Annotated in this window: 19 protein-coding genes and 1 riboswitch; of the genes, 7 read left to right on the top strand and 12 right to left on the bottom strand. The window is 55.0% G+C overall.

Annotated features, from left to right (window positions below; genetic code table 11):
- Window positions 1–5: 5 nt before the first annotated feature.
- Window positions 6–995 carry a hypothetical protein gene (locus MWU39_RS02945; RefSeq protein ID WP_247158484.1) on the bottom strand — a complete coding sequence of 330 codons (990 nt, stop codon included), beginning with the start codon at window positions 993–995 and terminating at the stop codon, window positions 6–8.
- 166 nt (window positions 996–1161) lie between these two features.
- On the opposite strand from MWU39_RS02945, the gene asd reads away from it, so the two are divergent.
- The 4 genes from asd (at window position 1162) to MWU39_RS02925 (ending at window position 5936) form a co-directional block, all read left to right on the top strand.
- A complete protein-coding gene (gene asd / locus MWU39_RS02940; RefSeq protein ID WP_247158483.1) occupies window positions 1162–2010 on the top strand; it encodes an archaetidylserine decarboxylase in 849 nt (282 codons plus the stop codon).
- 162 nt (window positions 2011–2172) lie between these two features.
- A riboswitch (SAM-I-IV-variant riboswitch) is annotated at window positions 2173–2277 on the top strand.
- 45 nt (window positions 2278–2322) lie between these two features.
- A complete protein-coding gene (gene tdh / locus MWU39_RS02935) occupies window positions 2323–3351 on the top strand; it encodes an L-threonine 3-dehydrogenase (protein WP_247158482.1) in 1029 nt (342 codons plus the stop codon).
- Between the two features lie 4 nt (window positions 3352–3355).
- Window positions 3356–4546, top strand: a complete 1191-nt coding sequence (locus tag MWU39_RS02930; RefSeq protein ID WP_247158481.1) for a glycine C-acetyltransferase — start codon at window positions 3356–3358, stop codon at window positions 4544–4546.
- Between the two features lie 10 nt (window positions 4547–4556).
- Window positions 4557–5936, top strand: coding sequence for an L-serine ammonia-lyase (locus MWU39_RS02925; RefSeq protein WP_247158480.1), 1380 nt, complete (start codon window positions 4557–4559; stop codon window positions 5934–5936).
- A 110-nt stretch (window positions 5937–6046) separates the two neighbouring features.
- On the opposite strand, the gene MWU39_RS02920 is transcribed toward MWU39_RS02925, so the two are convergent.
- The gene (locus tag MWU39_RS02920; protein ID WP_247158479.1) at window positions 6047–6319 is read right to left on the bottom strand and encodes a DUF6356 family protein; all 273 of its coding nucleotides are present in this window, start codon (window positions 6317–6319) and stop codon (window positions 6047–6049) included.
- Window positions 6320–6451: 132 nt separating this feature from the next.
- On the opposite strand from MWU39_RS02920, the gene MWU39_RS02915 reads away from it, so the two are divergent.
- Window positions 6452–6916 (top strand): Lrp/AsnC family transcriptional regulator, encoded by a 465-nt coding sequence (locus MWU39_RS02915; protein WP_247158478.1) that lies wholly within the window; start codon window positions 6452–6454, stop codon window positions 6914–6916.
- Between the two features lie 41 nt (window positions 6917–6957).
- Here MWU39_RS02915 and MWU39_RS02910 read toward each other — a convergent pair whose 3' ends face one another.
- Both MWU39_RS02910 and MWU39_RS02905 read right to left on the bottom strand, forming a co-directional pair.
- Entirely contained in the window at window positions 6958–8028 is a 1071-nt protein-coding gene (locus MWU39_RS02910; protein WP_247158477.1) for a putative sulfate exporter family transporter, read from the bottom strand.
- Between the two features lie 189 nt (window positions 8029–8217).
- A complete protein-coding gene (locus MWU39_RS02905) occupies window positions 8218–8973 on the bottom strand; it encodes a helix-turn-helix domain-containing protein (RefSeq protein ID WP_247158476.1) in 756 nt (251 codons plus the stop codon).
- Window positions 8974–9109: 136 nt separating this feature from the next.
- Here MWU39_RS02905 and MWU39_RS02900 point away from each other — a divergent pair, with 136 nt between their 5' ends.
- Complete coding sequence (locus MWU39_RS02900) at window positions 9110–10285, top strand: hypothetical protein (RefSeq protein WP_247158475.1); 1176 nt, start codon at window positions 9110–9112, stop codon at window positions 10283–10285.
- Window positions 10286–10387: 102 nt separating this feature from the next.
- A complete protein-coding gene (locus MWU39_RS02895; RefSeq protein WP_247158474.1) occupies window positions 10388–10777 on the top strand; it encodes a hypothetical protein in 390 nt (129 codons plus the stop codon).
- A gap of 13 nt (window positions 10778–10790) precedes the next feature.
- Here MWU39_RS02895 and MWU39_RS02890 read toward each other — a convergent pair whose 3' ends face one another.
- The 8 genes from MWU39_RS02890 to MWU39_RS02855 form a co-directional block, all read right to left on the bottom strand.
- Window positions 10791–12050 carry a hypothetical protein gene (locus tag MWU39_RS02890; protein ID WP_247158473.1) on the bottom strand — a complete coding sequence of 420 codons (1260 nt, stop codon included), beginning with the start codon at window positions 12048–12050 and terminating at the stop codon, window positions 10791–10793.
- A gap of 111 nt (window positions 12051–12161) precedes the next feature.
- On the bottom strand, window positions 12162–13220 hold the full coding sequence (locus MWU39_RS02885) for an alpha/beta hydrolase (RefSeq protein ID WP_247158472.1): 1059 nt from the start codon (window positions 13218–13220) through the stop codon (window positions 12162–12164).
- A 32-nt stretch (window positions 13221–13252) separates the two neighbouring features.
- Window positions 13253–13969, bottom strand: a complete 717-nt coding sequence (locus MWU39_RS02880) for a LytTR family DNA-binding domain-containing protein (RefSeq protein WP_247158471.1) — start codon at window positions 13967–13969, stop codon at window positions 13253–13255.
- Between the two features lie 212 nt (window positions 13970–14181).
- Window positions 14182–18750 carry an autotransporter outer membrane beta-barrel domain-containing protein gene (locus tag MWU39_RS02875; RefSeq protein WP_247158470.1) on the bottom strand — a complete coding sequence of 1523 codons (4569 nt, stop codon included), beginning with the start codon at window positions 18748–18750 and terminating at the stop codon, window positions 14182–14184.
- A gap of 245 nt (window positions 18751–18995) precedes the next feature.
- Window positions 18996–19910 carry a LysR substrate-binding domain-containing protein gene (locus tag MWU39_RS02870; protein WP_247158469.1) on the bottom strand — a complete coding sequence of 305 codons (915 nt, stop codon included), beginning with the start codon at window positions 19908–19910 and terminating at the stop codon, window positions 18996–18998.
- Between the two features lie 303 nt (window positions 19911–20213).
- Entirely contained in the window at window positions 20214–22289 is a 2076-nt protein-coding gene (locus MWU39_RS02865; protein ID WP_247158468.1) for a glycoside hydrolase family 97 protein, read from the bottom strand.
- 63 nt (window positions 22290–22352) lie between these two features.
- Window positions 22353–23735, bottom strand: a complete 1383-nt coding sequence (locus MWU39_RS02860; protein ID WP_247158467.1) for an alpha-amylase family glycosyl hydrolase — start codon at window positions 23733–23735, stop codon at window positions 22353–22355.
- Window positions 23732–25324, bottom strand: coding sequence for an MFS transporter (locus MWU39_RS02855; RefSeq protein ID WP_247158466.1), 1593 nt, complete (start codon window positions 25322–25324; stop codon window positions 23732–23734). Before MWU39_RS02855 ends, MWU39_RS02860 begins: the two co-directional genes overlap by 4 nt.
- Between the last annotated feature and the right edge of the window lie 18 nt (window positions 25325–25342).

Below are 25342 nucleotides of genomic sequence, written 5' to 3'. Positions count from 1 at the left end.
CTGGATCATTCAACCAGATCGTATGAGCCGGACGCCATGCCGTCATTTGAATGTGCGACGCCTTTGATCACGCGCAGGGTCCATCCGAATTCCCATCCGTTTTTCTCAGCCACAGCCTTGGCCGCTTTGTAGAAGGACTTGCCCCGAGAGAACCTGTGCGGGCCTTGCCGCATCGCTCCTTCGCTGCGGTTGAGAGAGGAGTGATCGGGATCGGTGTCTTGGTCACCGAGCAAAATCACAACATCTTTCGATAAAGCTGCCCGGAGCATATCCTCAGTCGCGGGTGTTCCCCCAAGTCCGAATGGAAAGGCGATGCCTAAGTCAGCAAACGTATACCAACCGGCATTTGCGGCCAGATACCGTTTTGCCCGCGCGTCAGGTTTCATCAGCAAGAAGCGGTGAACAAATTGCGATCCCGCCGAGTGACCATAGATGGTGTAATCTGTTTGACGCCCATCAAGACGGGCAACAACTTCATCAAAAATCGGTTCTATTGCAGAGAAGCTCCACACACTGTCATCGCGAAGAGCACCAGTGGCGCGATCAAACACTGAGCCCAAATTGTAATTGCGAGAACCCGGAAAAGCGTCGCGCGAAAACTCCGGCGCGACCACGATAAATCCGCCTTCATCCGCCTCATCGATCCATTGCGCCCGGTAGCGCATAGGATCACGGCGAGCGCCGTGCAATACAAATGCAATTGGTGCAGTGTTTCGGTCGATCCCTTCGGGAACATAGGTCCAAACAGGCAAGTCTGGCCCTTCCCAATTGGAAAAGACGAACGTGTCAGATTTCTCAGAAAGTTTGGCTTTGCTGATCGCTGAGCTTGCTGGATCCGGCTCCGATTGGGCCGATGCTGGACCAGACCAAAGCAGCATCGCAGCACCGCTCAGCACAGCAATCTTGGTCTGCATTGCCAATCGTGTTTTGAGACCGGACAGCATATCACCCTCCCATGAATTGGTACTGAGGATAGCAGGCGGTGCCGGGGTCACAAGCTTCAGCGGCAGGATCGAAATTTCAGACGTTGCATCCTGGTTGGGAAATGGCGCCGAATTTCTCGCGGAACTGGCAAAATATCGCTAAGGCGTTGCTGGACCTTTTTCAGCAAACCGCACCTCGGTCTGGCTCGACAGCAAAACCTTCAATCAAGGGTACAAAATGGATCGTTTTAAAGTGCTCTTGCAATATGCGCTTCCCAAGACATTGCTGACGACAATCGCAGGCCGCGCCGCCGAAACGCGCGGCGGCTTTATTACCACGCAAACAATCCGCCGTTTCGTGAGCAGATATGGCGTTGATATGTCCGAGGCCGCAGCCCCCGACATAGAGAGCTATTCCAGCTTCAATGAGTTTTTTACCCGTCCTCTCAAAGCAGGTGCGCGCCCGTTAGCTTCCTCGGCCTTTATCTGCCCGGTCGACGGCGCGATTAGTCAATTCGGCGCAATAGAGAATGATCATATGCTGCAGGCAAAGGGACACCGGTTCACGACGACCGACTTGCTTGGCGGCGATCGCGAATTGGCTGCTCAATTTCGTGACGGTCGCTTTGCCAACATCTACCTATCGCCAAAAGACTATCACCGTATCCATATGCCCTGCTCTGGCAAGCTGACACGGATGATCCACGTTCCCGGTGCGTTGTTTTCCGTAAATCCCACCACCGCACGCGGCGTGCCAAACCTGTTTGCGCGGAACGAGCGCGTGGTGTGCATCTTCGATTCTGCGGAGCATGGTCCATTTGCCATGGTGTTGGTCGGTGCGACCATCGTCGGCAGCATGGCCACAGTGTGGCATGGTGTGGTCAATGCAAAACGCAGCAATCAGGTCTCTGAATGGCAATTTGATGCTCAAGACATACTCTTGGACCAAGGGGAAGAAATGGGGCGTTTCTTGCTTGGTTCGACGGTCGTGATGCTCTTCCAGCAAGATACAATCTCGTTCAACAAAGATTGGGCACCAGAACGCCCGGTTCGGTTGGGCGAGCGAATGGGCGATCAACCAGCCTAGTCTTCCGATCTCGCCCTCCTATCGCAATACGGCGTAGAGCACATTGGTTTCACGGGGAGATTGCTGGTCGAGGTTGGTGATGCCGAATTGAAGTAGGCTGTTGGCCGATTTGCTCTTGTCAAAAAGGCGACGCGCGTTGATAGAGCCAGCAGAAGCTGACGCTTCTTGCATTAAGAGATGAGCTTCGGCTCACGCCAACCTGCCCGACCGGCAAGGTGGTGGTCCAAAATCGGACGATGCGGCCTAACGGCAACCGGTCTCTCACTGGTAGCTTCAGCCTAATCGCCTGGGTTGTTAAAAGAGGAGTTTACCGTGAAAGCACTCGTTAAAGCCAAAGCTGAGCCCGGCCTTTGGCTGGAAGATGTTCCCGTGCCCGAAATCAGCATCAATGATGTGCTGATCAAAGTGAAACGAACTGCGATTTGCGGCACCGATATGCACATTTACAAATGGGATGAATGGGCGCAGAAAACGATCCCCGTCCCGATGACCGTGGGCCACGAATTTGTCGGCGAAATCGTTGAAATTGGCGACAATGTAAAAGGCTACACTAAGGGGCAAATCGTCTCCGGCGAAGGGCATGTCGTTTGTGGCCGCTGCCGCAATTGCATGGCCGGCCGCCGCCATATGTGCGCAGATGCCGATGGTATCGGTGTGAACCGTCCGGGGGCCTTTGCTGAATATCTTGCTTTGCCAGCTGCCAATCTGTGGTTGCACAATGATGGCATAGATTTGGACATTGCCTCGCTGTTCGATCCCTACGGCAATGCCGTTCACACGGCCCTGCAATTCGATGTTCTGGGTGAGGATGTGCTGATCGTGGGCGCCGGACCCATTGGCATGATGGCTGCGGCCGTTTGCCGTCACGCGGGGGCACGCCATGTCGTCATCACCGATGTGAATGACACGCGTCTTGATATGGCAAAGCGGTTGGGTGTCACACGCGCAGTGAACGTCACGCGCGAAAAGATCGAAGACGTTCAACGCGAATTGGGCATGAGCGAAGGCTTCGATGTCGGCTTGGAAATGTCGGGCAACGAAGCCGGGTTCCAATCTTTGATCGACAATATGTGTCACGGCGGCAAAGTCGCGATTCTTGGTCTTCCAGAGGCAGGAATGGCGATCGATTGGCACAAGGTCATCTTCAACATGTTGACCCTGAAAGGCGTGTACGGGCGCGAGATTTTTGAAACCTGGTACAAGATGTCTGTATTCATCGATTCCGGCTTAGATCTGTCACCGATCATCACGCACCGGTTTCCGGCAACTGATTTTGAAAAGGGATTTCAGGCGATGTTGTCAGGCGAAGCCTGCAAAGTCGTGCTGAATTGGGAAGAGTAATTGTATGTACGGTAAGTTTCAGCAGCACTTGCAGAGCGAACTGGATCAAATTCGGTCCGATAATCTGTACAAAGACGAACGGCTGATCACCTCGCCGCAAGGGGCGAATGTCGATCTGACCGACGTCAACGTCATCAACCTTTGCGCTAACAATTATCTCGGGCTGGCTCAGGACAAGACCGTCAACGATGCTGCGCGCAAGGGCGTCGACGATTGGGGCTATGGCATGGCCTCTGTCCGCTTTATTTGCGGCACGCAGAGCCAGCACAAAGAGCTCGAAGATCGCCTCTCGGCATTTTTGGGGATGGAGGACACCATCCTCTATCCATCCTGCTTCGATGCCAATGGCGGCTTGTTCGAAACGCTGCTGGGTCCTGAAGATGCGGTGATTTCCGATGAGCTTAATCACGCCAGTATCATCGATGGCATACGGTTGAGCAAGGCGATGCGGTATCGTTACAAGAACAACGATATGGCTGATCTCGAGGCCAAGCTCAAAGAAGCCGACGAAAAAGGCGCGCGGTTCAAGCTGATCACAACCGATGGCGTGTTCTCTATGGATGGCTTCATCGCGCAGCTCGACACGATCTGCGATCTGGCCGAAAAATACGGCGCGCTGGTCCATTTCGATGACTGCCACGCAACAGGCTTTATCGGTGAAAATGGGCGCGGAACGCACGAATATCGCAATTGTATCGACCGGGTCGACATTACCACCGGGACGCTAGGCAAAGCGTTGGGCGGGGCAAGCGGCGGCTACACCAGCGGCAAGCGCGAAGTGGTGGAGTTGCTCAGGCAAAGATCGCGGCCTTATCTGTTTTCCAATACGGTGGCGCCGCCAGTCGTCAGCGGTGCGATTGCCGCACTGGACGCTGTCGAGAAACAGCCCGAACGCATCAAAGACTTGCGCGAAAAGACCGCCTATTTCCGAAACGCATTGACCGGTTTGGGTTTTGATCTGTTGCCCGGTGAGCACCCGATCGTTCCGATCATGTTGTACGAGGCAAAGCTGGCCAAGGAATTCGCGGATGAAATGCTTGAGGAAGGCGTTTACGTAGTCGCTTTCTCCTATCCGGTCGTCCCCAAAGGGAAAGCGCGAATTCGCACGCAGATGTCCGCTGGATTGACTTACGACGATATCGATCGGGCTATCGACGCGTTCCGAACCGTCAAATCCCGCGTAGAAAAAGCCTAGAGCTGCCATTGTGATTTCAACGTTGGACCTTTTCCGGATCGGTATCGGTCCTTCCAGTTCGCACACTGTCGGGCCGATGCGGATCGTGAACTCATTTGTGCAAGAATTCGTCGCGAGCGGTGAATTGACCGAGATTGCACGGGTCGAGATTCAATTGCAGGGCTCGCTTGCCTTGACGGGATTGGGGCATGGAACACTCGATGCATGCCTGATGGGATTGTGCGGCTATGAGCCCGAAACGATCGATATTGCTGAGGCTCGATCAGCTATTGCCTCGATCCGTTCTGATCACCGCTTACTGCTCGCCGGCGAACATTGGATAGGTTTTGATCCCCGGCGTGATCTGGATCTTGCGTGCGAGGTGATCCCCGAACTGCACCCCAACGGCATGCTCATCACTATATTTGACGCTGACGGGGATGAACTGCGCCAAGGAGAATATTATTCTACCGGCGGTGGATTTTTTGCAAGCGCTGCGGTTTTGGCTGCCCAAACCGATACAGATCAGATCGCTGCAGGTCGGAAAGTCGCTTATCCATTCACTTCAGCCGCAGAATTGCTCGAAATCTGTGAGAGCACGGAGCAGTCCGTTGCGCAGATTGTTGCAGCTAATGAATTGGCGTTCCGAGAGCAAGATGAAGTTGAGGCAGGCCTGGACCGTGTCGCGACTGAGATGATGAATTGTATCGCCGCTGGTCTATCCGAAACCGGCATCTTGCCGGGCGGTTTGGCAGTTCGCAGGCGCGCCCGATCCATGTTCGAAAAGCTGCAAACGCAGGAGCGTGCCAACGAAGCTGAAGCGTTGATGGATTGGCTCAATCTCTACGCGATGGCGGTGAATGAAGAGAATGCCGGCGGATCGCGGGTCGTAACGGCGCCAACCAACGGCGCAGCAGGCGTAATCCCTTCGTTGATCCGTCACTATTGTTGCAATGAAGGTGTGTTGGAAAAGCGCAAAGCGAGGGAGTTCTTGCTTACCGCCGGAGGTGTCGGCTTACTGTACAAGCAACGCGCCTCTATCTCTGGCGCGGAAATGGGCTGTCAGGGCGAAGTCGGTGTGGCGTGTTCAATGGCTGCGGCAGGACTCGCTGCGGTTTGGGGCGGCGAGCCAAAACAGATTGCCGCTGCGGCAGAGATTGGGATGGAGCACAATCTGGGTCTTACATGCGACCCTGTCGGGGGCCTTGTTCAGATCCCGTGTATCGAACGAAACGCTTTGGCAGCGGTAAAGGCAGTCAACGCCGCACGCCTGGCATTGCACGGCGAATGCGATCCGAAGGTCTCGCTTGATCAAGTCATAGAGACAATGCGTCAGACGGGTCTCGACATGTCAAACAAGTACAAAGAGACCAGTCTCGGCGGCCTCGCTGTCAACGTCGTGGCGTGCTGACCATCGCCGCAGCGAAGAGCAAAATGCCCGCCCTCACCTTCCGCTTCACTCACACAAGACATCTTGATTGAACCCGCGAAGCACAAGCAACCGCCCGTTGCCAGCCTGCTTTAAATTACAAAATCCATCGATGCATTGTTCGAAATAGAGTTCGCCGCGTTCACCGACTGACTTAGCCTGCGATCACGGTTGGTCACCATGCGATCATGAAGCTTAGCAACAGCGCAGCTGGCGGTTTTCTCAAAAGCAAAAGGGAAAATCCCATGCACCATGCAGGCCAGTCCCCCGGCGATCATTCGCCATCCAAAGCTTGCCGCCATCCCAAGATGTTCGAAATAGCTTTCACCAACATTTGCTGGGTGCTGCGTGAACGGGTTCTCCATACTTCCTCCGAGCTGCCGTGAACTTCATTTGAAACAGCATATAAAGCTATAGCCAGAGAAAGTGCTTCCAAACTTTCTATGAAATTGCCATATTAGAAGAATATTTTTCTCCAAAATGGAAGTATTTGGAAAATGGACCGTGTCGATACGCATTTGCTGTCGCTGATACAGCAGCAGGCTGGTTTGACAGTTGCCGAGATCGCTGAGGAAGTGGGCATCTCATCCACGCCAGTTTGGAAGCGGATAAAGCGCCTCGAAAAGGCAGGGATTATCCGCAAGAAAGTGACGCTTCTTGACGCTTCGAAAATCGGTCTTGGACTGACAGGTTTCGTGCTGATCAGAACAACCGACCATAGCGAGGCATGGATCGAAAATTTTGCGCGGGTTGTTGAACAAATCCCTGAAATCGTTGAGGTCCATCGCATGGCAGGCGATATCGACTATCTTCTGAAGGTCGTGGCGCCTGATATGGAGGGGTATGACAACATCTATAAGCGGTTGATCAACGGCGTCGATATCGCGGATGTTAGCGCAAGCTTTTCGATGGAGGTTGTAAAGGAAACCACTGCACTGCCTCTGACATATGCTGCAGATTGAGGCGGTCGGGACAGGCGATTTACCTGCCAGAATTTAACCAACTAAAGCGCAGGGATTAGCAGCAAGGCAGCAACCAACGAGGCCACAGTTGCGCCTAGAATAGGGGCAACCGACCTCCATCCACTATCAAGCAGCAGCTCCAATCTGGAGCGCATGGCTGTCGCGGTCACAGCAAGCAATAGCATTGCCTTCGATGCAGTAAGACCAAGGCCTTGTACCTCTTGAGGAATTTCAAGAAACGAATTGAGCGTCAAAACCGCGAGAAACAGTACAATGAACCCTGGCAACAGGAAGCTTGGCAAATCACTCTGAGCGCCCTCGGACTTTGATCGGTAGCGCAAGATAAGAGCGACGCATGCGACCAGTGGTGCAAGCAGCGCGACCCTGGCCAGCTTCACCACAGTGGCATAGGCCCCCGCTTGATCAGAGACAGCAAACCCTCCTCCGATTGCTTGAGCGACATCGTGAATAGCAGCGCCTGTGAGAAACCCTGCTTGTGCATCAGTTAGATTCAACCAAATCGCCAGTGTCGGGTAAATCGACAAAGCGGCCGCGCTGGCCAAAGAAATGCCGACCAGAGTGACAGCAAATTGCCCCTGATCCACCCGTTTCTGCCCGATTACGCCGTACAGAGCGAGCGCAGCGGAAACGCCGCAAATGGCTGTTGCGCCGCCGGCCAGCAACCCGGCTTCGCTTGGCTGCCGAACCAAGCGCGCCATAAGCAAACCCCCGGCTATTGCAGCAATCATAACGATCGCAAGGGCAGCAAAAGGCGCTGCCCCAAGTTCAGCAATTTGCCACAGCGTCACCTGCAAGCCGAGTAAGGCTATGCCGCCGCGCAAAACCGTCTTGGACGCAAAATCCAACCCAGGATGGGTCCGAGTATCGCGCGACAGAAAGCTAAGCGAAAGCCCGAGCAACAACCCGGCCAAAATTAAGGGAATGCCATAGGTCTGGCTTAGGAACGCGGCCGCCAAACTGACGACGGCGGCGACCAGAAGGCCTGGAAACAAGGCGGAGATCGAGAACCGCGTTGGCTCATTCTCAAGAAGAGTCATCTCTCCATAGAGATCGCCGGCATAATACGCGCCGAAGTCTGGTTTCCTCGTCATGAAATTCGTTTCTCTTACTACGGAAAGCTTTCAGATAGCACGTCCGGGAACTCCATCGGCGTATAGCTCAACGGGAATTAGAGCGCCGCCGGATCAACTGCAACTTATCCGTCATTGGAGCCAATTCACGATGTCCGCTTCTATCCCCAGCATCAATTGTCACGCAGCGGCTGACGGCCCAAACTGCGGTCACTCAGCTTTCCGCTCAATGCTCAATATCGCAGGCGATTGGCCTGTCAGGTTCCGCAGATCGTTGATCATGTGTGCCTGGTCAAAGAACCCATACTGATATGACAAGTCAGCCCAGTCCGGGGTATCGGTCCTGTCCGCTTGGGAGATAATGGCGTTCGCTCGAACGATGCGGCTGTATGCTTTCGCCGACAGCCCCACCCGCTTCTTGAAGCCTGTTCGAAACTGACGCTCGCTCAAACCGATGCGGTCACTCACCGCACGCAGAGATGCCGTCCCGCGCGTTCGACGGATCATAGCCACCGCTAAGTCGACGTTGCCGCTGGGTATGTCGGTGATCATATTCAAGATTGGTCGAGCCATTGCATCTGCAATCGCGTCGACCTGCCGGCCGCCGCTCGCCAAAAGAAGCGCGTTGTCGAAGTCGTCATCTTGCCACTCTACTATTTGGCCTGCGCAGTCGTCGTTTGAAATGCCCAGTGCATTTTGAGCCAGCTCAGGGGCGATGGCTATACCGATGAGCTCGGTAGGTCTTCGCGGTGCATAAAAATACGGGTTTGGCTGTGGCCCATGAAGCCGAAGTGTCACATCTGCGATTTCGCCGCTTACGGTCCATTCCCGCCAAATGACCAGCGAGAGATACCAAAAAGGGACCATACGATGAGGGGCCGCAGTCTCATTTGGAACACCGTGACACCATGCCCAGACATTGGGTGCATTATTGAGCAACGGTAAATGACGGAATGTTCCAACCATACGCGCACTTTAGAGCAGACCCACCCCTTGGGACAGGCAGGATCAGCGTTTCAGCCGTTTTTTCCAATACGCTGACCATTGCGACCGCCAAATATGCAAGCGACCGATCAATCCAGACAAGCAGGAATAGACTCAAATGCCAAAGTCAGAAAAATTGGATCTCAAATCATCACTTTTGGCGCTAATAACGGCTTTGGCCCTCGGCGGGTTTAGCGCCGCTCCAGGGACCGCAGCGGCTCCGGATTGGCTTACGGTTCCACTGGACGAAGACACCTTTGACCTTTCAGCAGCCTCATCTTTTCACATCAAGAATTTGGAGGGGCGCGATGCTCTGTGCCTCAATGGTGAGGCCTTTGCACGCGGGCTGACCCTCGAAAACGGTTCTATCGCCGTGGACATTGCGAACGATGATCGGCGACGCTTTGCCAATGTTATTTTTCGCGCTTCCGCCCGTCACACTTACGAGACAGCCTATTTGCGCATGCACAAATCGGGGCAGTTCGATGCGGTACAATACACGCCACATCTGAATGGAGAAACCAATTGGCAGCTTTTCCGTGAGGCCCAATCCCGTGCCGATTTCGGGAATGATCCGTGGATCACTCTGCGCGTCGATTTTGCCGGTGACCGCGCCAAAGTGTCCTTGGGCGGTGATGATGCGGGACCTGTGTTGACCACTGAATTGACCCTTCCTGCCGAAAGTGGTGCGATCGGACTTCGCACCCTGTTTGAAGGTTGTTTTTCAAACTTTCGGTATTCTCGGACGTTGCCAATTTTCGAGGATGACGATGGGCGCGCTCCACGCCCAATCGTTCAACCAGCGCTCGGCCATATCAATGAATGGTCGTTGTCCAATCCATTCCCACTCGAAAGCTGGCCTGGCATCGCTGCCAACCCTCCTCAAAACCCGCAGTGGAGCATCGCCAATGTCGAGCGCAACGGGCGCCTCTTGATCTCACGCTATGTTCAAAAGCAATCTTCGGGGAGCTTTGAAAGGAACCGCCTCGACGCCGTCTATGCAGGCGTGGCAATCCACTCAGACGATGCTCAAGTCGCCGAATTGCAGATCGATGCAAGCGACATGGCGACGGTCTGGCTCAACGGATCGGTGCTCTATTCTTTCGATAACAGCTTCCGCGCCAAAGGCCCGCTCTTTCGCGGGGATTTTGATGCTACCAAGCAATCGCTGAACTTGAGGCTAAATGAAGGCAGGAATGAGCTGATAGTTCTGGTTGCCGAACGCGCGAATGGGTGGGGTCTTGCCGGTCGCGTATCGGCGGAGCAACCATTGAAAATAGAGGCGATTGATTAAGGCCCATGATATTCCTGCAAGCGCTTGATTTACCTCGATTTCGGTGGGCAATATGGCTGTGTGAGGGCGGTGATATCTTGCAGCAAAAACCGGAGGGAACAGATGTTCCGCTGGCTTGAGAAGGCGATCAACAAGAGCCGGACAACTGTAATAACAGCGCCGGGCGCGCTGAAAATCCACAACGTAGAGGCCAAATTTCGCAGCGCCTCCAATGAACGCCGATCACCATATGGTAAGCTCTCACAAGACCGTTGGAACGACGGGCAGGAACGCTTTAGTCTGACCCTACGCAACCTGCCCAATAGTCATGGTGGCAAAGTGCGCCTCCTGACCGAAGGCAATCTTGTTGCTGAGTTTGATGTGTCCGGCTCCACATTGAAGTTTCAATGGAAGGGCTATTCCAGCGAGAATATCCCGCTCATCGCCATCGGTGACCGCGTTACGATTGAAGCTGGCTCAACGGTTCTCAGCGCCATTGTGGAAGCTGACTGATCCTATTTCCAATCTATCGCGGTGCCAAAGGTTTGGCCGCTGTGGCGGATGACGTGGTGACCAAATAATCGAAGCCGAGCACCAAGAACCGCGTCATGGGTTCAAGTTCGGCAAGCCCTGCATTCCCAAGCTTGCGCTTGATTGGCTCAAGGTCGATCACGAAATGGCCTTCGCTGGATTCAATCATCTCAAGATCTATCGCGCTATCTACCAACAGCGATCGCAATTCATCTGCGCTGACTGGTTTTTCACTAAAGGCTCCATCGGGTGAAGGCATGATTGCCGTGGCCGTGCCGCCAATCGGGAGATAGGCGATATGCAGTGCCTCCAATCCGTTCGATGCCGCCATACCTTCGATCAACGATCCCAGATCAAATGTCGACATCGAAGACGTTGCCCGACCACCATGCGTCAGTCCGAATTTCATCAATACGCGCGGTGCCGCGTCACTGCTCTTTGCAGCGGATTGATATTGGCGCAGGAAATTGCGGCGGATCAGCTCCACCCGATCAAGATTGTTATCGAGCCCCCGTCCCATGAAAAAGGACTGATAGATCGACTGGCTGCGCTCCATCGCCGCGATCCTATCCAACGCATCTAAATTGCCTGTGAAAGCGTCGCGCAGTTCCTGCCATCCATCGGCGGCGATCGTGGCGAAGAGAACTGCCCCCTGGTTCCCGCTGGCAAACGCCTCACGCTCGGTCTGCTCGAGACGTTTAACCAGCGCAGGGTTTTGCGATTCCATGTTGCTGAGAATCTCCAGATGGATAAGCGGCGACCCGATAAATTCTTGGTCCACGCCCCACAACCCGCCGCTTTGAGCAAAGGCAGCCGCCGCGCGTGCTTCTTCGACAGAGTTCAGGAACGGGATAGCCAAGGGCCGCCCGCTCAATTCTTCTGCGAGGCCAGCCTCGCCGCTCTCAAGCAATGTCTGCTGCAACCATTCGGCTGAATATGGGCCGACTTCGACTGCATAATAGCGGAAATCATAGGCCTGCGTCTCAGATGCAAATGCGGACACAAGCAAGGGCGCTTCCGCATGACCATGGGCCTCGCCTATCATTACAAATTGCGCTTGCTGCAAATCATCACGTAGGAGGCTCGCCCCTGGCCCTGCGAAGCCGTTTTCGGAAAATGTCAGCGGCAGTGCAGCGATTTCAGCAGTCTGCGCCACGGTCGCCTCGGCTTGAGATGGCTCATCCGCTAAAGCCGCGGAATTGGCAAACAATGCCACGGCGCTGGTCGCAGCAAGAAGTGGACGCAATATTCTCATAAGTGCTCTCCGTCTAGGATGAATTAGTGTATTGCAGAGTTAATGCAGTAAGTCACGGATGAATTCCACCGGAGACCTCTAGAAACCCGCCAACTATCGGCCTCTCGGGCACTATTCAGCATCACGAGGCTCAATTTTGCGGAGCCATTCCGACACAGGACCCACGAACAGATTTGGGCGGCTTTCTCCGCCTTCCCAAGCATAGGCCGACAAGGCGTTGGGATAGATCCGCAATCCATGACCGGCATTGGGAATTTCCAGCCAAGTCGCCGTACCGGGCCGCAATCGATTGATAGTGTCGACAATCACGCGATGCCCGTGGCGGCTCTCAAACTGCTCAAATTCTCCGTAAACGACCATCACAGGGATATTCAGGCTCGCCCATGCCGACAGCCAGTCTTTCTCGGCCGCTTGCCAATGCCAGGCATAGGGGCGCCCATAATGCGGCGCTTCACTTGTTCCGAACAAAGATTCCCACACGCCTACCAAAGCCGGGAACTGCGCTTCGATCTGCGCTGGCTCCATTTTCGCGCCAAGATAATGCCTGTGGAATTCCATCCGGCGCCGCATTTCTGCGTCAATCTCTTCCGGGCGGAATTCCGCTTGTCGTTCGAGTTGCAGACGATCAAAATGCAGCATGCGTTCAAAATAGGTGAGCGCTCCGCCACCTTGTACAACCACGCCGACTACCGGTTTGTCCTGAGCCACAAGCGGGGCGGTTGTCGAGCCGAGGCTTGATCCCATGATTACAATTTGCTCTCGATCAATCCACGGATGACCGGACAATTGATCGAATGCCTCCCGATAGTGGCGAACTTCCGTATCATAATCTAGCGCGTCGCAGCCGGGGCCTTCGCTAAGCCCAGTGCCAGATCGCTCTAACCGGATCAGCGCGTAATTGGAGGCGGTAGCGACGCGCTCCTCCATACTCATTCGACCATCAACCGGAGCGATTGAATAGCAGGCGACCGCTTGGGTAAAGAAAATCGCAGGCAAGGGATCGCTCGTGTCCGCAGGCCGGGAAATATAGGCAGCCAGTGTCAGCCCTTCGGACACTGTCACCGTGACGCGCTCATGTACCAAAGCTTCTGGCACGGCTTGAGCGCGCGCGGCACTAGACGCACTGAGTATCAGCGTTGCGATTGCGAGAATTACGTTTGTATAGGTCATGAGACGTTCTTGCGAACGCACATGCTGCCTATTCAAGTCGTTTGGGATGAAGGGACGAGCGAGTTGCGTGTTATGGCTTTAGCCCGATAGCGGTCTCCGATGGGAAGCCTAGTGCCGTCATGCAGGACAACATGTTTTCGCTCAAATTGCCGGACTGCTTTCGGATGGACGGCATACTGGCGATGCACTCTAACAAATTTGAAGTCGGTATCTTCTAAGAATCGGGCCAAAGAGGATCGTTCGAGCACGGTTGGCTCTCCAGCACGGTGCATTTCGACATAATTGCCTGCGGACATCACCCAATCACAATCGCTCTGGCGTTCCGCACCAACCATTTCCGATGTGGACGCCACGCCTTCGTCGTTTCTTTGCCGCGTTTCTAGGAAGGCAAAAAGCCCCAGCCCTGCCGCGATCAGAATGGCGGCGGGAATGCGTCTGATAAGGTCAAAGCCGGTCGGCCACGACTGGTAGAGAGCCGTCTCCAACATAAGTGAGACGCCCGTCGCAGCCATAAAGATCACAATCAGGAACAGCCAATTGCGTGACGCACGACCAATTTCAAAGGCGGCAATCCATGGCGCGATGTTTATGACGCCCCACGAAAATGCCTCAAACAGCGTGGCCGGATTCCCCGATGCGGACCGGTAGACCAGACAATACATGGCATTAAGAATAACCGCGGCAGTAACGCCCCAAAAAATTCTCTTGCTCAGTGACGCTGCTAGATAGAGCTTGGCTAAGGGCATCATTCTTCGGTCAACTTGTCATACTTATTGCGCACAACACAAAAGTGCTGAGGCATCGTATAACTCAAGCGGTATACCGCAAAACGTACTTTGCCGGATATCCAAGTGCGTTTGACGAAAAATTATGGCTTGCGTAGCAACCGAGAAAAACCAGCCGATGCGCAAGGCACCGGCTGGCTCCCCCATTGACCTAGACAGCCCAGATCAATTCGGGATTAAAACTCAAAGCGGATGCGGACACCACCCGAGTGGGATTGATAGCCCGAAGCGAAACGACCGCGGTACTCTGCACCAATGGTCAGGCCGTTCTCGCTCACAAAGTCCAGACCAGCGCCGAGATCAAAGCGTGATTCTGATGCCTCATCGGTGACGAGCTGGAATGTGTCAGCACCACCATTGAAAGAGGCATTGATCGCCAGCGGATCACTGCTGAGGTCGTAGGCATAGTCGATGCTGGCGAATGGGATTACGCCAGTCTCTGCTTTACCTGCGACTTTCAGGCCAGCGCGCGCTTCGAAGAACTCCGCACTGTCATTGTCCAATGTCAGACCAAGGCCGCCGGTTTCAGTGAAAGTACCGCGTGACAGCTCTGCGTAGCGCAGGCCGCCATTCGGAGTGATCACCAAGTCGCCGGTTTCAATATCGTATCCAGCATTGATGCTGCCGTAGAAGCCATCGACGTCGCTTTCACCGAGGATCTGCGAACCAAGTGCGATGCGGCTGTTGTCGACCGAGTTGAACGAATAGCCCAGCTCTGCATTCACATAGGCCCCATCCAGGTCAAACCCGGCATAGCCACCCAGCTGGAAGGCATTGATCGAGCTTTGAGCACCGGCAACACCGTCCGTATCGACATTGATATCGGAGTAGTTGAATAGCGCGCCAACCGTGGTGTTTTCGCCCAGCTTCGCATCGAGACCAAGAGTGAAACCAATCGCATCGGCATCATACCCGGGATTGCTGACGCTCGATGCATCACGATCTGCAGTGCGGTAGAAAACTTCGCCCCACAGTCCGGATTCCTCACCCGACAGACGGTTCCGAACCAGTGCGCTTGCAAGACGCTGAGTCTCGTAGATTTCGCGGGTCACGCCGTCATTGATAGCCGGAAGCAGTGCCAGAGACGCTGCCTCAAACTCGGTCGCGGATGTCAGGGTATTCAGATCGGCAAACACATCGGCTGGCAACCGGTTGTTTGCTACCGCTGTGGTAAGCGCAGCACCGAAGCTGTTAGTGTTGGCATCCGCAGAAACTGCGCCAAGATCAGTTGCTCCCAGCGTCACCGATACCGAGCCCAGATTGACGGTAAAGTCCACCAAGAAATCATCATCGAGCAGGCTCACAGTTGTGCCGTTATCCGTGAATGTTCCAGTTTCTGTTAGCACGTCGATCGTTTGACCAACTTGGGACTGATCGATCTGGCTCGTAGCGATATTCACCACGCTATCGGCGCCCAATACGGTGTCACCATCAACGGCCAGCGCATCGACGCCAAGCTCGAAATTAAGTGCGCCGTTTGCCGTCAGGCTGCCTTCGATTGAACGCATGTTTTGGACAGTCAGGATGTTGTCCGCAGACGTTGTCACATCGACATCACCCTGCACATCACCCGACAATACGAATGGTGTATCACCGATAGTCAGTGTGTCAGCGAAAGCCGATCCAACAAAGTTACCGTTCAGCGCGCCGCCGTTCTGGACGAAGGTGAGAGCGCCAAGAGCATCCGACGCATCCACTGCGTTGACCGCACCGGCGATCGTGCCAGAGTTGGTTACTGTTCCAATAAAGTTCACGCTCTCGATCAGCAGGCCGGCACCCGTTTCTGAAGCTATTGTGCCGGTATTGGTGATGTCACCTGAGGCCGATACGCCATTGACGCTGGAGAACAGGCGGACGCCTGAGCTGTCACCGCTTGAAAGCGCGTCTCCGCGTCCGTTGATCGCGCCGGAGTTGGTCAGGCTGAATGTTCGGGCATCACCATCGGTAGCACCAAGTTGGAGCGACACGCCCGAGCCCTGTACAACAGCATCAATGGTGCCAGTGTTGTTGAGGGTGAACGCGTTGGCCGTTCCGTCCGAATAAACGGTGCCGTTCCGCTGCGCGCCAGTGCCCAGGATTGACCCCGAGTTGCTCACAGTCAGGCCGTTTCCATCAATGTTCAAAGCGCGGCTGCCCGAGGAGATGATGCCTGAGTTGTTGACGATGGCGTTCGAGAAGTCACCGCCGCCAGCAGGTGTTGGGTTGCCGAAGTACAGACCATTCTGCACGCCAGAGATCGTGCCTGAGTTGGTCAGTGTGCCTGTGAAGCTCACTCCATTGACGAAACGGATACCAGCAGTTGTGCCGCTGTCACCTTCGCTGGCGATTGCACCAGCATTGGTGATGTCACCAATGAACAGTCCATTGGTTGTCCCATCCAATGCGCCCATGTTGCGTGTTCGTTCAAACCGCAGTCCATCACCGGCGGTTGTCGAACCCGCCGCTGCAGTGCCGCGACCTTGGATCGTGCCATCATTGGTGATGTCAAAGGTACTGCCACCATCAGCAGCCGATGCGAGTTCAACTGAGAAACCTGCACCCTGGTTGCCTTCGCCAGCGTCGATGATTCCACCTTCAAGGTTGTTCAATTCAAAGTTCTGAGCCGTGCTGTCGGCATAGACCGTACCGTTGCGCTGGTTGCCCGTGCCGATGATTTGACCCGAGTTGTTCACTGTCAGACCATTGCCATCAATGTTCAACGCACGGCTGCCCGATGAGATCGTGCCCGAGTTGTTGACGATGGCTTGCGTGAAATCACCGCCGCCAGCAGGCGTTGGGTTGCCGAAGTACAGGCCATTCTGGATACCAGAGATTGTGCCTAGGTTATCAAGAACACCCTGAAAGCTCACACCGTTGACGAAACGAATGCCAGCAGCAGTACCGTTGGCAGCTTCGCTGTCGATCGTGCCCGAGTTGATGATATTACCAATGAACAGTCCATCTGACGTGCCATCAAGCGCGCCCATATTGCGGGTGCGTTCGAAACGAAGTCCGTCACCAGCAGCAGCAAGACCAGCGCCTGCGTTACCACGACCCTGGATTGTGCCATCATTGGTGATGTTGAAGGTGCTCCCACCGTCCGCAGCCGAGGCCAGTTCAACTGAGAAACCAGCGCCCTCATTGCCCGCACCTGCGTCAATCAAGCCGTTTTCAAGATTGTTCAGCTCAAAGTTTTGAGCGGTGCTGTCAGCATAGACCGTGCCGTTGCGTTGGTTATCCGTGCCGATGATGACGCCTGTGTTGTTAACAACCAGACCGGTGCCATCAATGTTAAGTGCGCGGCTATCAGACTGGATGAAGCCAGCATTGTTCACAACGCCGCCAGTGTGGTCCGCTCCGCCTGCTGGCGTTGGGTTTCCAAAATACAAACCGTTTTGAACGCCAGCGATGACTGCTCCGGCTTCATTATTCAGTGTGCCTTGGAAGGAAACACCGTTCACAAATCGGATACCAGCGGTCGTGCCTTGAGTGCTTTCAGACGTAATTTGACCAGCATTGTTGATAGTACCAGTGAACAGGCCAGTCGTCGAACCGTCCAGCATTCCGCCAACACGGGTCCGTTCAAAGCGCAGGCCATCACCTGCACTTGCCGCTCCAGCAGCTGCCTGACCACGGCCATTGATAAAGCCGCCTTCTTCAACATTGATGGTGAAGTTGTTTCCGGCTTCGCTCAATTCAGCAGAGAAACCAGCGCCTTCAAACACTGCGTCAATTCCACCAGCATTGTTCAAGACGAAATCTTGAGCCGTGCTGTCTGCATAAACGGTGCCGTTGCGCTGGGCATCGCTACCCAGAATGCGGGCATCGGCGAGGTTGTTTACGACAAGGCCAGTGCCGTCGATGTTGAGCGCGCGACTGTCCGAGCTGATCGTGCCAAGGTTGTTGACAACGCCGCCTGTGTGATCGGCATCATTGCCGAAATAGAGGCCGTTTTGTGCACCAGAGATGACGCCATCTGCTTGGTTGGTCAAAGTGCCTTGGAAGCCAATGCGGTTAGCAAAGCGGATGCCGGCAACAGTGCCTTGTGTGCTTTCTGAATTGATCAGACCACTGTTGGTGATGTCGCCTTCATAGACATATTGCGGCGCAAGGCCGGGTCCAAAAAAGCGAATGCCGTCACCTGCTGTGCCGCCCATTGGCGAGGCCTGGCCGCGGCCTTGGATGGTGCCCGCGTTGTTGATCGCGCCGCCGCGAGGTGCTCCGCCGCCGCCGACTTCGATTGCGACACCTGCGCCTTCGACGCCTGCATCAATGCTGCCTGTGGCCGAGTTGTTGATGGTGATGTTGTTAGATGTACGATTGCCATAGACCGCGCCGTTGCGCTGACTGCCAGTGCCCAGGATCACGCCATCATTGTTAAGCGTCGCATCACTGCCGTCGAAGTTGACAACGCGCGATGCGGCTTCGAGCCGGCCTGTCGCCGCATTGTTGATAACTGCACCGGTTGTGCCTTGGTTGACTTGGATTGTCTGCGTCACGCCAGTGGTGGCCAGCGTGCCTGCATTATCGACTGTCACCGCATTGTTCGCGACAACGATCACTGGCGCGCCATCAACTGTGCTGGTGACGCCACCTGCGGCTGAGATTGTTTCGCCATCTGCGGCTGAAGTGACGGTTGCATTGTCGCCGTCATTGATAACCTGCTGCGCTTGAGCACTGCCGGCCATCAGGATCGCGAGAGAAGAAGAAGTGAGAAGCAGACGGCCAGTTGTAAGAGCCGTCTTTCTGTTACGGGGGTTATTCATTGTGCTGCCTTTCGTTTCCAAAATTGGATGAAGGCAGATCGGGGGTTGATTTGCCTTCGAGACAGTCATCTATGGCCAGATATTCAGCCTGTATAATACAAGCTCTTGATGGTCGTGATAAGCTATACTTATCAGATAACATCTTGATATAAAACATTAATTATGCAAATACCGATAGCCGACTTGTACCAACAAGCCGGCTCTCCAGAAGGCGCTTTTTGGCGCCGCATTTGATTGTTCGAATGCTAGGCCAAAGAGGTTACATTTCCGGGTGGCGATGTGCGAATTTGGTCGCACAATGCCATCAAAATATGCTCTCTTGGGCACCCTTCGCGGGACAAAAATCCAATGTCCCGGCCGTATGCCTCATCTTCGATCTCGACAAAGCTGATGTTCGGATTGGCCTGTTCCAAAAACGGGCGAGCAAGCATCGGCATAAGCGAACAGCCGACACCCTCAGCGAGATAGTGCGACATCGTCAGGAAGTTGTTCGCAAGGATCTGATGCGGCACATCAATGCCGATGTTCTTGCCTTGGCATAGCGAAAGTGTCTCTGCTCGCAGACAATGCTCTTCCGTCAGCAGCAACAATTCTTCGGTAGGGATTTCGCTGGCGGTCACTCGATCAGTGTTTGCCAACCGGTGTGTTTTTGACACAACCAGCATCAGCCGTTCGCGAAAAATCGGCGTGAATTTATAGCCTGACAATTCGATCGGGCCACTAACTAGGGCAACATCGATCATTCTGTTTTCCAGCTCGGCCAGCAATGTCTGCGTCGGCTGCTCACGGTAGATCGTGGCCAGCTGGTCCGAGAGCACTTTGATTGATTTAGATACATACGGAACGATAAATGGAGCAAGCGTTGGGATTATCCCGATACGCAGGGGTGCCGCGAACGGGTCGTGGTATTCCGCAGCTGTATCGGTAATGCGCTGCGCAGAATGAAGAACATCTTTGGCGGTCGCGACGATACGCACGCCAGCATCCGTTGTAAGAACACCGTTGTTGGTGCGCGCGAACAGCTCAACGCCCAGCCGCTCTTCCAACTTTTTGACTTGCGCGGAGAGCGCAGGCTGGCTCACATGACATGCCTCAGCCGCCTTGCCGAAGTTGCGATAACGATCGATCGCAGTGACATATTCCAGATCGCGCAAGTTCATCAGTTTCCCTCCAGATGTGGAAGGGTTCGCACGCTCAGGCCGTTTGGTTACAATTGGCAGCAGGCGCCATTTGAGGCGCTTAGCGTGCTGAATAGATCCCGAACTCGGCCAGCAGAACCTCAACGTTCCGAAGGCTCGGTGGAAAACGCACATACATCATCACCCTAAGACCAATGATCTTAAGCGACGAGTTGGAGTATCAGACAGGACTAGCTGGCGTCTCCGGGTAGGGAATGCTCTGCCCTACCCCAAGTGCCTCAACCGTCAATCACGTGCATTTGCTCTAACGGCGCCATTGGCGGATTAAGGAAGCTCGACAAAGCGCACCGCGACCCCGCCAGAAGAGGCCAGTCTGACCGCGAAGTCGTCACCTGCGGTTACAACCTGTTCCTCAATCACGATGGAATATGGATTTGTGTCCCAATGCGCATCGTCACCATCGCGGTAGACTTGCGCGCGATAGGTCTTGCCGTCCTCTAGGAAATCCAGCGCGATGGACAGATCGCGCGGCTCGCTGTCGGTGGCCGCACCTAGGAACCATTCTTTGCTGGCACGACCCTGACGAGCGATGGCGACGTACTCACCGACTTCGCCTTGCAGTGCGACGCTTTCTTCCCAATCAGCCTCTACATCCTTGACGAACTGAAACGCATCCATTCGCGCTTCGTAATTCTCCGGAAGATCAGCCGCCATCTGAAGCGGTGAATACAGCACCACATACAACGCGAGCTGCTTTGCTAAGGTTGTCTGCGGACGGTTCGACGGATCGCCGCGCTGCATATCTTCGCGCAGCGCAGGCTTCTCGTTCGGCTTCAGATCAAAAATACCCGGCGTGAAATCCATAGGCCCGCTCAACATCCGTGTGAATGCCAGCGTGGAAACATGCGATGTCGGATTGGGCGGTGTTCCCCATGCGTTAAATTCCATGCCACGTGCGCCTTCGCGGGTCATCCAGTTCGGGTAAGTCCGGCGCAAACCAGTGTCCTTCACAGGCTCGTGCGCGTTGATCGAAATCCCACGCTTCGCCGCCGCTTTGACCGCGCGCAGATGATGCCCGACCATAAATTGGCTGTCGTGCCATTCATACTGCTTCACACCATTGTCGTCATAGCTCACAATATCACCCGCATCAGCGACGTAGCCGGTCTTTACCTGCGTCACGCCCACTGATTTGTAGAGATCAAACGCATCGTCCATTTGTGCTTCGTAATTGGCGACATTCCCCGATGTTTCATGGTGACCGATAATGCGCACGCCTTTCGACATGGCATAGGCGCCAAGCGCTTCCAGATCGAAATCGGGATAAGCTTCGGTGAAGCTGAAGAGCTCGCCATTGTTGAACCAGTCGCCATCCCAGCCGGTGTTCCAGCCTTCGACCAGAACACCTTTGAAACCGTGTTCTGCAGCGAAATCGATATAGGCCCGCGTATCTTCATTATTCGCGCCGTGGATACCATCATTACCCCATGTGCGGTCGCGAACATGCATCGCCCACCAGATACCGACATACTTGCCCGGCTCGACCCAAGACACATCGCCCAGCTTGTTCGGCTCGTTAAGGTTCAGAATGATATCGGAGTTGATCAGGCCGACCGCATCAGGCGCGATCTGGATGGTCCGCCATGGTGATTTGAATGGAGCGGTTGTGTGGACTTTGATCCCGTCCGAACCAGCGCGCAGTTCGGCTTCAAAGCTTCCGGGTCGCAAAGCGAGCAATGACATGCCCGAGTAATCGACCAAAGCCGCTTCGTGGATCGAGATGTGCAAGCCAGATGGCTGACGGAAGGTAACTGGAGTGTGCGCATCATCGACCACACCCGCTTTGCCTTCGCGATAAATATACTCATAGCGATTGAACTGACGGCTGGGCGTCCACCATGCATCCGCTTCGGGGCCGATATTGAACTGAGTGAGTTCGTCAGTGATCCGCACATCGCCTGATAGACCGTTCTGCTCGGGCAATTCGTAGCGGAAGCCCACACCGGTATCGAACACGCGAAACCGGACCAGCATTTCACGGCCAGCCTCTTCGTCGGAAGAGAATGTGACCGCCAGTTCCCGGTTGTTATCGCGCACGATCCGGCGCTCCCCCCAGGGTTGCTCCCACTCGTTATCCTGAGACGTGCGCGCAGAGGCGGTGATTGTCAGACCATCCTCAAAACCGTGATGATCGGCGAACAACAGTCCCAGCCGCGCGGGTTCCATGGCAATCTCGCCATCATACGCCACGCTGTAAGTGGCATGGCCGCCGTCATCGGAAACGGTGACGGTGATTGCACCATCAGGAGAGGAAACCTCCAGCGTCTCCGCGTGGAGCGGCGTGGTTGCCATTGCACCCAGCAATCCCATTGAGAAAAGGTTCGCGCGCAAATCAATCATTGTTTCCTCCTCGGCAGAGCCGCAGTCTCGGCGTTGTTTCCGGGATCTCGGCCGCTGCGATTTTTATTCAGTTTCGCGGAAAATTCGGTAGCCCCACGGCGCAAGCGGGATCGACGTATCGTCCGAGAATTGCGCAGGATCGTTCGAAAGCGCGTCCGTATAATTGCCGTGATGCCGCGCCAGTTCAAAGGCCACACCGTGCTGCCGCGGCGAAAGGTTGAATACCGCAAATATGCGCTCACCTACCTCGCCCCGCACAAAGCTTAAAACATCATCGCTTGCGCTGTTCGGAACATCGACCAGGGGTGCGCCATAGCGCCCGTTCCAAAGCGCTTTTTCCGAAGTCTTGAGCGCGATCAATTGCCGGAAAAGTCCGTCATATTGCCCCTCTTTCCATTCAATCTCGTCCTTCTCGAAGAACGCCAATTGCTTGTCGAGATCGGCTTCCTGACCGTTATAGACCAACGGTATGCCCGGACCGACGAAGCTCAACGCAATTGCGGCCTCATAGGCCGGGCCGTAAATATCTGAAGCCACCCCGTCCCATGAATTCTGGTCATGATTGTCAGTGTAGACCATCCGGTATGCGTCGCTTGGCCAGGTAACGCTTTGCCCAGTGTAGTAGCCACGCATGGCCCCTGCCCCGCTGCCATCAGCAGCAAGCTTCTGCATCGCCTCTTTCCAGTCCCAAGCATAGGTGGCGTCGAAAGCCCTGCGGTGCAAATCGCGCGTTTCCCACTCGGCGAGCATAAACACTGGCTTAATGGCGTTCAGCTCCCCGCGTGCAGTCTCCCAGAAATCAAGTGGGACATATCCGGCCACGTCGGCGCGGTATCCATCGACATCAAATTCACGCACCCAGTAAGTGAGGCTGCCGGTCATATATTCGCGAAGCTCGGCGTTCGAATAATCAAAGTCTGCAACATCAGACCAGTCGGTTCCCTCAGGCGGCATCATGTCGCCTTCGGGTGTGTGGGAATACCACTCCGGATGGTCCGTGACCAAGGGGCTGTCCCAAGCCGAATGGTTCGCCACCCAATCGAGAATGACCTTTAGGCCAAGCTCATGCGCAGCATCGACAAACGCGCGGAATTCTTCCTCTGTGCCTAGGTCTGGATTGACTGCGCGGTAGTCCAGCACCGAATACGGGCTGCCCATTGTGCCTTTGCGTTTCTCTTCGCCAATTGGGTGGATCGGCATCAACCAAACAACGTCGACTCCCATTTCGGCGAGACGAGGTAAATGCTTTTGCGCGGCAGCAAATGTGCCTTCAGCCGTGAACTGCCGCGCGTTCATTTGATAGATCACCGCATCGCGGGTCCATTCGGCATTTTCAAACTCGGCGTAGCTTTGCGGCTCATAGCTCACGCCCGGTCGCGGAGCCTCGCACCCGATCAGCGCCAAGGATGATGCCAGAGCCAGCGGAAGCGTACGCAACTGCATCATACTGTCCCCGCTGCGCTTGCTTGCGGCAATTCTGGCGCAGCTGTCCTATCGGTCACAAACAGTGTCGCGATTGCTGCAAGCAAGAAAGAAACCGCACCAATCGCCATGGCGTAAATGGGCGCACCTCCGAAAAAGGCGGAGATCAGAAAGCTAAGCAGCGTCGCAGCGATCAACTGAGGCACCACGATGAAGATGTTAAAGATGCCCATGTAAATGCCCATCTTTTTCGCCGGTACCGATCCCGCCAAGATCGCGTAAGGCAACGACACGATCGAAGCCCACGCGATGCCAAGCCCGATCTGCGCGATCCATAGAAGCGCCGGATCAGTGATCAGGATCATCGCAGCAAAGCCGAGCGCGCCGATCGTAAGATTAAGGCAGTGCAGCCAGCGTCGCTCAATTCTGGCAGCGATGAGCACAAATACCAGTGCCGCTCCGGCGGCGAGGCCATTGCGCACCGAACCCATCAGGCTCCACCAGTCGGCCCCATCTTGGTAGAGTTTGCTGGTTGTATCGCTCGAACCGAAGTGAAATTCAGTTACTGCAGGCGTGCCATAGATCCACAGCGCGAACATCGCGAACCAGCTAAAAAACTGCACCACAGCCAATTGCCGCATCGTCTTGGGCATCGCGAACAGATCATTCACGACTTCCATAAAGCCGTTTTCATCCTTGTCCGCGTTGCGCAGCAGTCCCGCTGTGATCTGGATAGCACCAAAAGCCGCGATCAGGCCTGCCAGAACATAAAGCTCCTTGCCTACCTCGAGGGCCTGCATATCGGAGCGCCCCCATGCGACGAGCGAAGCAACGATAGCGCCTGCAAAAACCCAAACAGCCCCGCCGGTAAAGAATTGACGTGCTGTACGGCGGACAGTTTTGGCTGCTCCGTGAACGATGCCGAGCGCCTCATGCCGTGCTTTTTCAAATGCAGCGATCTGCTCAGGACTGTATTCCTTGGTTCGAAAGACTGTCCACATGACCGCCAAAAGGAGCGCGGCACCGCCTATGTAGAATGCCCATTGGACGGTTTCAGGGATTTCGCCCGCAGGCGCCGTATTCGACAGCCCCATCCAATTGGTCATCGCCCATGGCAGCGCGCCCGCGACAACCGCGCCGACGCCGATGAAGAAACTCTGCATCCCGTAGCCGCGCGTCCGCTGCCTGTCTGGAAGATTGTCACCGACAAAAGCTCGGAAAGGCTCCATCGTAATGTTGAGCGAGGCATCCATAATCCAGAGCATGCCCGCAGCGACCCACAGCGTGGGAGAGTTGGGCATGATAAACAGCGCAAGACTGGCAAGGATCGCGCCGATCAGGAAATACGGCCTACGCCGTCCGAACCGGCCCCACGTATTGTCTGACATATAACCGATAATTGGCTGTACGATCAGCCCGGTCATAGGTGCGGCAATCCATAGGATCGCCAGCTCGTTAACCTCTGCGCCCAGAGTTTGGAAAATCCGGCTGACATTGCCATTTTGAAGTTCAAACCCGATTTGGATTCCGAGAAATCCAAAGCTCATGTTCCAAATTTGCGCCGGACTCATAGCAGGCTTGCGCCCGGTCAACGCGTTGCTCTCGCTGGTCATTTCGATCCCTCTCCCCGA

Origin of the sequence: Erythrobacter sp. F6033 (assembly GCF_023016005.1) — a bacterium.
Classification (GTDB): Bacteria; Pseudomonadota; Alphaproteobacteria; order Sphingomonadales; family Sphingomonadaceae; genus Erythrobacter.
Note: the sequence above shows the minus strand (reverse complement) of the source record. Positions and strands in the feature narration are given on the sequence as shown.

Bases quoted from the DNA above. Each gene is read 5' to 3' on its own strand.
- asd (WP_247158483.1), top strand. From the start codon at position 1,162: ATGGATCGTTTTAAAGTGCTCTTGCAATATGCGCTTCCCAAGACATTG.
- MWU39_RS02930 (WP_247158481.1), top strand. From the start codon at position 3,356: ATGTACGGTAAGTTTCAGCAGCACTTGCAGAGCGAACTGGATCAAATT.
- MWU39_RS02920 (WP_247158479.1), bottom strand. From the start codon at position 6,319: ATGGAGAACCCGTTCACGCAGCACCCAGCAAATGTTGGTGAAAGCTAT.
- MWU39_RS02915 (WP_247158478.1), top strand. From the start codon at position 6,452: ATGGACCGTGTCGATACGCATTTGCTGTCGCTGATACAGCAGCAGGCT.
- MWU39_RS02910 (WP_247158477.1), bottom strand. From the start codon at position 8,028: ATGACGAGGAAACCAGACTTCGGCGCGTATTATGCCGGCGATCTCTAT.
- MWU39_RS02905 (WP_247158476.1), bottom strand. From the start codon at position 8,973: ATGGTTGGAACATTCCGTCATTTACCGTTGCTCAATAATGCACCCAAT.
- MWU39_RS02900 (WP_247158475.1), top strand. From the start codon at position 9,110: ATGCCAAAGTCAGAAAAATTGGATCTCAAATCATCACTTTTGGCGCTA.
- MWU39_RS02895 (WP_247158474.1), top strand. From the start codon at position 10,388: ATGTTCCGCTGGCTTGAGAAGGCGATCAACAAGAGCCGGACAACTGTA.
- MWU39_RS02890 (WP_247158473.1), bottom strand. From the start codon at position 12,050: ATGAGAATATTGCGTCCACTTCTTGCTGCGACCAGCGCCGTGGCATTG.
- MWU39_RS02885 (WP_247158472.1), bottom strand. From the start codon at position 13,220: ATGACCTATACAAACGTAATTCTCGCAATCGCAACGCTGATACTCAGT.
- MWU39_RS02880 (WP_247158471.1), bottom strand. From the start codon at position 13,969: ATGATGCCCTTAGCCAAGCTCTATCTAGCAGCGTCACTGAGCAAGAGA.
- MWU39_RS02875 (WP_247158470.1), bottom strand. From the start codon at position 18,750: ATGAATAACCCCCGTAACAGAAAGACGGCTCTTACAACTGGCCGTCTG.
- MWU39_RS02870 (WP_247158469.1), bottom strand. From the start codon at position 19,910: ATGAACTTGCGCGATCTGGAATATGTCACTGCGATCGATCGTTATCGC.
- MWU39_RS02865 (WP_247158468.1), bottom strand. From the start codon at position 22,289: ATGATTGATTTGCGCGCGAACCTTTTCTCAATGGGATTGCTGGGTGCA.
- MWU39_RS02860 (WP_247158467.1), bottom strand. From the start codon at position 23,735: ATGATGCAGTTGCGTACGCTTCCGCTGGCTCTGGCATCATCCTTGGCG.
- MWU39_RS02855 (WP_247158466.1), bottom strand. From the start codon at position 25,324: ATGACCAGCGAGAGCAACGCGTTGACCGGGCGCAAGCCTGCTATGAGT.